General features: G+C 45.8%; 10 protein-coding genes. All 10 read left to right on the forward strand.

Annotation, left to right across the window (positions count from 1 at the left end; all coding sequences use genetic code 11):
* The first annotated feature begins 146 nt into the window (after window positions 1-146).
* Window positions 147-656: a MarR family winged helix-turn-helix transcriptional regulator gene (locus MSA64_RS04255; protein ID WP_118568424.1), complete on the forward strand. Its 510-nt coding sequence runs from the start codon at window positions 147-149 to the stop codon at window positions 654-656.
* Window positions 619-2,382, forward strand: a complete 1,764-nt coding sequence (locus MSA64_RS04260; RefSeq protein ID WP_287890708.1) for an ABC transporter ATP-binding protein — start codon at window positions 619-621, stop codon at window positions 2,380-2,382. Before MSA64_RS04255 ends, MSA64_RS04260 begins: the two co-directional genes overlap by 38 nt.
* Complete coding sequence (locus MSA64_RS04265) at window positions 2,372-4,078, forward strand: ABC transporter ATP-binding protein (RefSeq protein WP_287890709.1); 1,707 nt, start codon at window positions 2,372-2,374, stop codon at window positions 4,076-4,078. Before MSA64_RS04260 ends, MSA64_RS04265 begins: the two co-directional genes overlap by 11 nt.
* 332 nt (window positions 4,079-4,410) lie before the next feature.
* The gene (locus MSA64_RS04270; protein WP_022172372.1) at window positions 4,411-5,895 is read left to right on the forward strand and encodes an AAA family ATPase; all 1,485 of its coding nucleotides are present in this window, start codon (window positions 4,411-4,413) and stop codon (window positions 5,893-5,895) included.
* A gap of 65 nt (window positions 5,896-5,960) precedes the next feature.
* Entirely contained in the window at window positions 5,961-6,644 is a 684-nt protein-coding gene (locus tag MSA64_RS04275; protein ID WP_277663902.1) for a polysaccharide deacetylase family protein, read from the forward strand.
* A gap of 84 nt (window positions 6,645-6,728) precedes the next feature.
* Window positions 6,729-8,294: a 2-dehydropantoate 2-reductase gene (locus tag MSA64_RS11790; RefSeq protein ID WP_330639046.1), complete on the forward strand. Its 1,566-nt coding sequence runs from the start codon at window positions 6,729-6,731 to the stop codon at window positions 8,292-8,294.
* Window positions 8,295-8,345: 51 nt separating this feature from the next.
* Window positions 8,346-9,320, forward strand: coding sequence for a choloylglycine hydrolase (gene bsh / locus MSA64_RS04290; RefSeq protein ID WP_022172375.1), 975 nt, complete (start codon window positions 8,346-8,348; stop codon window positions 9,318-9,320).
* Window positions 9,321-9,516: 196 nt separating this feature from the next.
* On the forward strand, window positions 9,517-9,954 hold the full coding sequence (locus tag MSA64_RS04295; RefSeq protein ID WP_154431288.1) for a MarR family winged helix-turn-helix transcriptional regulator: 438 nt from the start codon (window positions 9,517-9,519) through the stop codon (window positions 9,952-9,954).
* On the forward strand, window positions 9,951-10,727 hold the full coding sequence (locus MSA64_RS04300; protein WP_154431287.1) for a sulfite exporter TauE/SafE family protein: 777 nt from the start codon (window positions 9,951-9,953) through the stop codon (window positions 10,725-10,727). Before MSA64_RS04295 ends, MSA64_RS04300 begins: the two co-directional genes overlap by 4 nt.
* A gap of 135 nt (window positions 10,728-10,862) precedes the next feature.
* Window positions 10,863-11,197, forward strand: a 335-nt coding sequence (locus MSA64_RS04305) for a GNAT family N-acetyltransferase (protein WP_287890713.1), incomplete at its 3' end; no start/stop codon positions are given.

The raw sequence follows: 11,197 nt of genomic DNA on the forward strand, positions 1-11,197 counted from the left end.
ACAGACTATATAATCGAAAGACAAGACTTGACATGCCCAAAATGTTGTACTATCATCCAGATAGTTGATAGTACAACTAATGGACAGATATTCTATATAAAACAGAAAAAGAAAAGTATAAGTGAAGAAAGGATGGGGTATTTCTTATGGATGATACAAAACGGCAGATCACGAAAATAGCCAGAGAAGTAGGAAAATTTACAGTTCAGACCATGAAAGAAGAGGGAATCGGAACTGCGGAGTTTGATGTGATTCATCTGGTACGTCATAATCCGGGAATCACCCAGACCAAAGTGCGTGAAAGTCTGAAGATGGATAAAGGAGCTGCGGCAAAACGGGTAGCCCGCCTGGAGAATAAAGGATATCTGGTTCGAAAACCGAATCCGGAAGATGGAAGGAGCCAGCTGCTTTATGCGACAGAAAAAGCGGAACACCTGAAAAATTCCAAGACATCGATCGAAACCGTATTTTATGAATGGCTGTTAGAGGATCTCTCAGGGGAGGAAAAGGAGCATTTTTGTAAAACACTGGACATGTTGTACTGGAAATCAAAAAGAGAACGACAGGCAGGATTTGAAAATATTACACGGATTTTGGCAAAAGAGGAGAATGACGGGGATGGAAAACAAGGAACTGCAAAAGAAGAGAGAGGATGAGAAGTTTTGTCCGGAAAAAATCGATTCGTATTTTCGGGTAGAATGGAAAGTTCTTCTTACAATTACAATCTCCGGCCTGATCTATAACCTGGGACTTCTGGCGGAACCGTGGTTTGAGGGAAGGATGACGGGAATGTTGGTGGATATTCTGAGAGGCAGCGGAACTTTTTCCAATATGCTGTTTCTTGTAATCGGTTATGTGGCAGCAATCGGGATCGTACAGGTATCCAGATATGTCAAACGTTTTTATGTACGCAGGTTTGCAAATAATGTAAACCGGAGAATGAAAGAGATCCTGTATCACACTCTTGTGACCAGGGGGAGGGCGAGCCTTCGGGAAGAAGGGGAAGGAACCATCATGACAAAAGCCATCCGGGATGTAGATGATTGTGTGGAGGGCATGCGTAAATTCACGACGGAGATTTTTGATACCGGTGTGGCTCTGACAGCCTATGCAGGCATGCTTTTGTGGTATGACTGGCGGCTTGCTCTGCTGTGTATGATCTTTCCGCCGATTTCATATATTACAGCGGAGAAGATGAAACGGATGATCCAGAGAACCGGAGCAGCATATAAAAAGCAGTGCGGAGTATTGAGCGCAGTGACTCTTGATCGTGCACAGAACGCTGTCACTTACCGGGTGTTTGGCTGTGAGAGAGACCGGCAGATGGCTTATGAGAAGAATCTTACCGATTATGAAACATCCGCGGTAAAGGCAAATATCTGGAACAGTGCCATGCCTCCGATTTATAAAGTGATTTCTATGACCAGTGTATTGTTTATTCTGTATTTTGGTCAGAAAAATACACTGGGAAGCGGATGGAGCAGCTGGTCAATCGCAACATTTACCACGTTTCTGGCATGCTTTGTGAAGCTTTCTACAAAATCATCCAGTGCGGCAAAACTCTTCAATGCCGTACATAAAGCGCAGGTTTCCTGGAATCGTATCCGTCCGCTGTTTGACTCGGTAAACGAGGAAGAAGACGGAAAAGAATGGGGCCCTGGAAATCTGGAAGTAAAAGATGTCTCATTTGCTTATCCGGACGGAAAGCGCGTGCTGGAACATGTGTCTTTTTCAGCAAAACCGGGGCAGATCATCGGCGTGACCGGTCCGGTAGCCTGTGGAAAATCAACCCTTGGGAAGTTATTTTTATGTGAATGTCCATATGAGGGAACGGTACGATTTGCAGGAAAAGATTTGCTGCAGATGGAAGAGGCAGAACGTAAGGGTATCGTAGTCTATCTGGGGCATGATCCGGAGCTGTTTCATGACAGCGTCAGAGATAATGTGTTGTTGGGAGACGAAAAAGATTTGAAAACCTATCTGAAAGCAGTGTGTATTGACCGGGAAGTTTCTGATATGGAAGAGGGAGAGGATACCTTGATTGGAAATGGTGGGGTTCGCCTTTCCGGAGGTCAGGCACAGCGTGTGGCACTGGCAAGAACACTGTGCCATAAAAAGCCGTTACTGGTGCTTGATGATCCGTTTTCTGCACTGGATAAATCCACGGAGAGAGAAGTGTTTTCTAATGTACAGGCAATGACCCGTGATTCGATCGTGTTGCTTTTGTCACATCGACTGTATCTGTTTCCACAGATGGATCAGATCATCTGGATGGACGAGGGAAAAACGACCGTGGGAACGCATGAGGAACTGTTACAGAAAGTTTCGGCATATGCGACATTATTTACCACACAGGAAGGAGAGGACAGTCATGAAGCATAAAGGAAATGTACGAAATATTCTGATCGATACAGTAAAAAAACAAAAATGGCTGTCCAGCGGGATCCTGATCGCGGTACTTGGAGCCATCGGAGCCTCTCTGATCCCGCCGCTTCTTCTTGGAAAAATCGTGGACAGTATTACGGCAGGACATGCGGTAGCGTTTTCGTTCTTTGTCCTCTATTTTGTTGTGCTTGCCCTGACAGGTTTTATGGATACGGCGCGCGAGAGTCTTCTGACTGTTTTCGGACAGAAGATCACGCATGCGCTTCGAAGCCGCCTGATGGAAAAGTTTGTCAGCCTCAGTGCGGATACGATCAATCAGCAGGAACCGGGAACGATGGTATCAAGGTTTATAGGAGATGTGGATACGGTAGAGAACCTGTTTACTTCCGGAATCATCAGCATGTTTGCGGATACATGTGAGATCCTGAGTATCCTGGCTGTGATCTGGTTTCGGAATAAGGGATTGACGTTGGTTTTACTGTTTTTATTGCCATTTTTGTTCTGGTTTACCAGACATGTACAGAAAAATATGTTGACCGCACAGATCGAGAACCGAAGAGCAGTAGGCCGTGCCTCGGGTCATGTGCCGGAGACGATTCACAATATTCGGACGATCCATTGCTTTGGAAAAGAAAAATATATGGAAGAGCGGTATGACAAATATATCAGCGACAGCTATCGGGCGATGGAACGAACGAACTTCTATGATGCGATTTACTCACCGGTTATTCTGATTCTGAATGCCGTTGTGGTTGCTGTTGTGATGCTGTTATCTGCATCTGGCAATCAGCAGATTCTGACATTCTTTGGAATGTCTGCCGGAACAGCAGTAGCCGTAATCAATTATATTTCCCAGATTTTCACACCGGTAGAAAGCCTTGGTATAGAGATTCAGACGATCCAGTCAGCGATGGCAGGTATTCACAGAATCAATGAGTTTTTCAATCTGGAAGCAGCTGAAGCAGACAGAGCGAACGGAAAACGACAGGGTTTCCGGAAAACAGCAAAAGATATCATTGGACAGAAAAAACAGGTTACAACAGATAAGATACATACGGCAGATGTCGGAGATCAGACCGCGGTATCCTTTGAAAATGTAGTCTTTGGCTATGACGCACATCTGATTCTGGAAGGTGTGAGTTTTGAGGTGAAAAAAGGCGAACAGGTCACATTGTCCGGGCGTACCGGTGCCGGAAAGAGTACGATCCTGAAGCTGCTGCTTGGTCTGTATGAGCCGCAGAGTGGAAGCATACGGATCGGTAATGTTTCTGCTACAGAAGTTCCGGAAGAGGAAAGGAGATCGCTGTTTGGCTATGTGGAGCAGTCTTTCCATATGGTGCCGGGTACGGTGCGTGAGCAGATCACACTGTATGATCGGAGAATCACGGAAAAACAGGTGCAGGCGGCAGCAAGACTGACTGGTCTTGAAGATTCGATCGCCAGTCTGGAAAATGGCTACGATACCGTGTGTACCCCGGAGATCTTTTCGCAGGGGCAATGGCAATTGTTATCCATCGCCAGGGCAGCAGTTGCAGAACCATCGATTCTGTTGCTGGATGAGATCACGGCAAATCTGGATGTGGAGACGGAAAAGAAAGTCTTACAGGCACTGCGGCGCGTATCGGAAAACCGAACGGTAATCTCGATTTCCCACAGAACTTCAGCGGAGATGGGACGGATCATAACGGTTTAGTAACGTTTTCACTTTTTTTTTTCGGAAAATCATGGTAAACTGTTAAAGTGTGACAGGGTAACTGTTCAGTACCTTCACAGTTACGAGCAAAAATGCAATTAAAATCACCTTCGGTGACGGCATTTTTGCTTGTATGTCTCGGGATTTTGGCATAAATATGCCAAAACACCTCGCGGGATAATGGCTACTGAATAGTTACGTGACAGGTAACAATACAGTAGATTTTTGCATTTATGAAACGGTCGCCTGCACAAAAAAGGAAATCGAAAAAACAGAAGAACTGTTCCGGTGATGAGAGTTAAAAACGGAACGGTGATAAAGGAGAAATTACAATGCCAGTATTTGATTTTAATAATACCCCGGATAAAGACAAACCGTTGACCTGTACTTATACAACCTTCCGCTCCGACGAATCCACCGCTACACCGGAACGCCCGATGCTGGTGCTGGATAACAAAAAACGGCAGTGGAAACACCATTCCAGCGGATTCTTTTCTAATCCGGCGAAACAGACGACTTTTGAATTTGAGGAGGAAGATGGTATCGTATCCGCGGACATCCTGCAGATCGATGCCCGTTTTGTCAGTCTGTTAAAATGGCTCGGCGGTAATCATATTCATATCCGGCTGTCCGGTGAGAACAGAGAAAATGGGTATGCCGTTTATAAGATCCGTGAGATCGCTTTCGGTGGCGGCACCAAACTTTCGGCGGAGGATGGTTTTTTACAGTTTATGATCGAACGTCTTCTGGCAAGCAATGCACCGGAAGAGATCGAGGAAGATGAGGATGCAGAAGAAATCGGCGATGATATGAAACTGACCAGTATACAGAGCATCACCGATTTTATGACCTGCGCCGGAAAAACACTGCCGGATAATATTCGTCTCTGGGCGAGAAGAAACCTGGCGGTTGCAAAATCCCATGAGGTATCTCCGGAAGAGAGACGGCATGCACAGAGAGCACTGTCGATTATGATGAATGTACAGTGGAAGAGCAATTACTTTGAGTCTATCGACCCGCAGGAAGCGAGAAGAATCCTCGATGAAGAACTGTACGGTATGGAGAAGGTAAAACAGAGAATTATCGAGACGATCATCCAGATCAACCGTACCCATACCTTACCGGCATACGGTCTGCTTCTGGTAGGACCTGCAGGAACCGGAAAATCACAGATTGCCTATGCGGTTGCACGAATCCTGAAACTGCCGTGGACAACTCTGGATATGAGTTCCATCAACGATCCGGAACAGCTGACCGGAAGTTCCCGTGTCTATGCCAATGCAAAACCCGGTATCATCATGGATGCATTTTCGATGGCAGGAGAGTCCAATCTGGTATTTATCATCAACGAGCTGGACAAAGCAGCCTCCGGCAAAGGAAACGGAAACCCGGCGGATGTTCTGCTGACCCTGCTTGATAACCTGGGATTCACCGATAACTATATGGAATGTATGATCCCTACGGTAGGTGTCTATCCGATCGCCACCGCCAACGACAAATCCCAGATCAGTGCACCGCTGATGTCCCGTTTTGCGGTGATCGACATTCCGGATTATACAGATGAAGAGAAGAAAATTATTTTCTCAAAATATGCACTGCCGAAAGTACTGAAGCGAATGAGTCTGAAAGAAAATGAAATTATTCTGACAGATGAGGGGCTGGACAGAATCATTCAGAAACATGCGAATACCAGCGGTATCCGTGATCTGGAACAGGCCGCAGAGCATATCGCAGCCAATGCTCTGTATCAGATTGAAGTCAATCATATGCAATCTGTAACGATCGATGCACAGATGGTAGAGAAAGTGCTTGAGTAATAAATATGAAAAAAAGTGCGACAGATGACTGGGTACACTAAAATTGTCAAAGGAGGATAATTGTTATGTGGAATGGAAAGAAAAAAGCAGTAACATTCAGTTACGATGATGGTGTGACACAGGATCGCCGTCTGGTGGAAATGATGAATACTTATGGTGTAAAAGGCACCTTTAACTTAAACAGCGGTATGCAGTCTTATGCAAATGTATGGGAACATCCCAAGGGGCTTCTGATTCATCGAATGAACACTGAAGGTTTAAAAGAACTGTATCAGGGACATGAGATTGCAGCACATTGTCTGACACATGCAGATCTTCCCAAATATGATGAAGAGACGATCCGCAATGAGATTCTGGAAGACAAGAAAAATCTGGAAGAACGGTTTGGGCAGCCTGTTGTGGGAATGGCGTATCCGTTTGGTACTTATAACGATACAGTAGTGGATATTGCGCGTGCCTGTGGTATCCGTTATTCCCGTACGATAGAGCGGACCGGAAATTTTGGACTTCCGGAAGAGCCGCTGACACTGAATCCAACCTGCCATCATAATGATGCGGATGTGATGGATCTGATTGACCGTTTTCTGGCATCTGACAGTGAGGAACCACAGCTTTTCTATCTGTGGGGACACAGTTATGAGTTTGACGTGGATCAGAACTGGGATCGGATGGAAGAGATCCTGAAAAAATTGTCCGGTCATGATGAAATCTTTTACGGAACAAACAGAGAAGTGTTATTTGGTGAATAATAACTATCTCGTACATAATATTATGATTATGTTCTGAATACTATCAGAATCTGTGACAGATGCAAAGAAAAAAGGAGAACACAAATGCAATATGCAATCATAGGAGCCGGAGGAACCGGCGGAGTTATGGGATATTTTATGACAAAGGCAGGAAAAGATGTGACACTGATTGCCCGTGGCCGTCATCTGGAAGCTATGAAAGAGCATGGATTGACTCTGGAGCGTCTCTGGGATCCGAATCCTGAGACAATTGCTGTGAAAGCAACGGATATGGAACACTACAAGGAACAACCGGATGTGATCCTGGTGTGTGTAAAAGGGTATTCACTGGAAGATACCGTCCCGTTTATCCGCCGCGTGGCAAAACCGGATACGATCGTGATTCCGATTCTGAATATCTATGGAACCGGTGCAAAACTGCAAAAAGAACTGCCGGAACTTCTGGTGACAGACGGATGCATCTATGTATCTGCCAACATCAAAGAACCGGGTGTGTTATTGCAGCATGGAAAGATTCTGCGGATCGTCTTTGGAGTTCGGGAAAAGACAGACTGGAGACCGGAACTGGAACAGATCCGGCAGGATTTTACGGACAGTGCTATTGACGGAATTTTATCCGAAAATATTCGCAGAGAAGCACTTGAAAAATTCTCCTATGTGTCTCCGATCGGAGCAGCAGGACTGTACTGTAACGCAGTAGCGGGGGATTTTCAGAAAGAGGGCGCTCCGCGGGAACTGTTTTGTTCGATGATCCGGGAAATCGCAGCACTTGCAGATGCTATGGGCGTTCCGTTTCAAAAAGACATGGTAGATGTTAATTTACATATTTTGTCTAATCTTGCACCGGAAACAACTACTTCTATGCAGAGGGATGTAATGGCTGGGAAACCATCAGAAATCGACGGACTGGTATACGAAGTGGTTCGTATGGGAAAACTGTATGGTGTGCCGGTTCCCTCGTATACGAAAGTAGCTAATCGACTGGCTGAGAAAAAAGGGATCATTTTTGATATGGATGGTGTTCTGGTCAATACGGAACCGTTGCATTTTCGGTGTTGGCAGGAAGTGCTGAAAGAGGACGGAATCACGCTGAACTATGAGATTTACAAACCGTGCATCGGTTCTACCAGAGAAGTTTTCCGGCAGCTGATGGTGGATGCTTACGGTGATATTTTCGAGGATTATCCGACGATGAACCGGAGAATGGAAGAAAAGAAAAAGGAAATCGTGGAAAAAGAAGGATTCCCGCAATGTGAGGGAATCCGGGAAGTTCTGGAAAAACTACATCAGGAAGGATATCTGCTGGCAGTCGGATCTTCTTCTCCGGAGGATGTGATCCAAAAAGTGTTGAAGGATCTTGACCTGGCTCAGTATTTTTCTGCTTTTATCAGTGGAGAAAATATGGCACATCCAAAGCCGGCACCGGATACGTTTCTTGCCGCAGCAGAAGCATTATTACTGGATCCTTCCGCATGTATGGTAGTAGAAGATTCCACTAATGGAGGAAAGGCGGCAAAAGCAGCAGGAATGTCCTGCGTCTGGTTCCATAATCCGGATTCCGGAGATCAGCAGATTCCGGATGCAGTTTTGGAGATTTCTTCCTGGGATTCTTCCAGTGCAGAGAAAATTATGAAAGTATCAGAACAATGAGAAAAAACAGAACAGCCATGCAAGTATTTTGAATAAAAGGAGCAGATGGAAATGTGTACAGCAGCTACTTATAAGACAAAAGATTTTTATATGGGAAGGACGCTGGATTATGAATTCTCCTATGGAGATGAGATTACAGTAACACCAAGAAATTATCCGTTTCATTTTCGCCATATGGAAGAACTGGAAAATCATTATGCGATCATCGGTATGGCACATGTAGCGGATGATTACCCGCTGTATTACGATGCGGTCAATGAAAAAGGACTTGGAATGGCAGGGTTGAACTTCGTAGGAAACGCTGTCTACCAGGAAATCCAGGAGGGGCGGGAAAACGTGGCTCAGTTTGAGTTCATTCCATGGATTCTTTCCCAGTGCGCATCGGTAGAAGAGGCGAAGAAAATGCTGGCGGAGATGAATCTGGTGGGAACCGTATTCGCTCCACAGTTTCCGGCGGCACAGCTGCACTGGATTCTGGCGGACAAATATGCGTGTATCACCATCGAATGTGTCCGGGAGGGACTGAAGGTTTATGATAATCCGGCAGGTGTACTGACCAATAATCCGCCATTTGAACAGCAGATGTTTTTATTGAATCAGTATATGCATCTGTCACCGAAACAGCCGGAGAATCATTTTTCCGAGCAGTTGCCATTACAGACCTACAGCCGCGGCATGGGCGCACTTGGACTTCCGGGAGATCTTTCTTCTACTTCCCGCTTTGCAAAAGTGGCATTTACCAGAGCACATGCAGTATCGGGAGATTCCGAGGCGGAAAGCGTCAGCCAGTTTTTCCACATTCTGGGATCGGTGGACCAGCAGAGAGGATGTTGTGAAGTGGCTGAGGGCAAGTACGAGATTACGATCTATACCTCCTGCTGGAACGCACAGAAAGGAATCTACTATTATAATACCTATGAAAACCACCAGATTACTGCAGTTGACATGCACCGCGAGAATCTGGACGGAACCACACTGGCAAGATACCCATTGATTCAGAAGGGCGAGATCCGGTGGCAGAACTAATGGAAATGATGTAAATGAGCAGGAATCTGTATGGAATATATCCGACAGATTCCTGTTTTTTTACAGCAATGATTGCTATGATGTATTGTTGACAGATTGTGGAGTCAATGAAAATATAAACTTGCTGTAAGAAGGATTTTATGATAAAATACTTCAAAAATGAATATTCTAAAAATGAAATTGAGGTGAGAAAGGTATGATAAGCATCGAGTATGTGCATAAGCTGCTGGAAGTTTACAATCAGTTTTGTCGACCGTTATGCCAGCAGACCGGCATCCCGCAGACATCCCTGGATATCCTGATGTTCCTGAAAAATAATCCGCAGTATAAAAATGCTGCAGATATTGTAAAGATCCGCGGGATCAAGGCGAATCTGGTATCCATCCATGTGGAACGGCTGGTGCAGGAAGGATATCTCGAACGCCGGGAGGTTCCGGGCGACCGGAGAAAGACAGAACTGATCTGTACCCGGAAAGCGGAGCATGTCTGGAGACAGGGATGTGAGATTCAGAAAACATTTATCGAAACCTTATTTTCCGGTGTGCCTTCGGAGTCCAGAAAGATTTTTGAACAGGTGATGGAACAGACAGAGGAAAATCTGAATACATATCAAAAGGAGAACAAAAAGAAATGAGTATTTTACTGACAGTAATTGTTACATTTTTTGCAGGTATGGGTGCAGGTCTCGGGACCGGATTTGCCGGTATGAGTGCGGCGGCAGTCATCAGCCCGATGCTGATCACATTCTTGGGAATGGATCCCTACATGGCAGTGGGAATCGCATTGTCCTCGGATGTGCTGGCAAGTGCCGTATCCGCATATACTTATGGGAAGAATAAGAATCTTGATATAAAAAATGGTCTGATCATGATGGTTACCGTGTTGTTGTTTACCATAGTGGGAAGTTACGTTTCCAGCCTGGTACCGTCCACAACGATGGGAAATTTCTCCGTCTTTATGACCTTCCTTCTCGGCATCAAATTCATTGTCCGTCCGGTCATGACTACGAAAGAAGCCATGGCACAGGTGTCTGCGAAAAAACGTGCGATTCAGTCTGTGATCTGCGGAGTGATGATCGGCTTTATCTGCGGATTTATCGGTGCCGGTGGCGGTATGATGATGCTTCTGATCCTGACATCCGTTCTCGGATATGAATTGAAAACAGCCGTGGGAACCAGTGTATTTATCATGACCTTCACCGCCCTCACCGGAGCCGTATCCCACTTTGCCATCGGCGGCACACCAGACTGGACAGTATGGATCCTGTGTGTGGTCTTTACCTTCCTCTGGGCAAGAATCGCAGCCGTATTTGCCAATAAAGCAACGCCAAAGACTCTGAACCGTGCTACAGGAGTGATCCTGGTGGTGCTGGGAGTTGCGGTTATGGCATTTTCGGTGTTGGGATAGAGTAACAAATGTCTGCTGGTCGGATGGCTCTTTGAAAATATCATGCATAACCACGCAGACTATACCCGAAAATGATATCAGCTGCGAAATGGAAAGAAAAAAGTTAATAGATAATAAATTGGAGGATACAATATCATGATAATCAGAACTGCAACCATAGATGATCTGCCACAGATCGCCGCCGTAGAGTCCGAGTGCTTCCCACCGGCCGAAGCCGCCACAAAAGAGGAATTCGCCGACCGCCTTATTCATTATGCCAACCATTTCTGGCTGATGTTCGACGAGCAAAATGACAACAAACTGGTTGCGTTCGTCGACGGTTTTGTCACCAACGGACCGGATCTGACGGATGAAATGTATGAAAAAGCTTCCATGCACGACGAAAGCGGTGCCTGGCAGATGATTTTCGGGGTGAATACAATCCCGTCCTATCGAAGACGCGGGCTGGCAGGAGAACTGCTGGAGCGGGC

It is taken from the genome of Oliverpabstia sp. (assembly GCF_022785585.1).
Taxonomy (GTDB): domain Bacteria; phylum Bacillota; class Clostridia; order Lachnospirales; family Lachnospiraceae; genus Oliverpabstia; species Oliverpabstia intestinalis.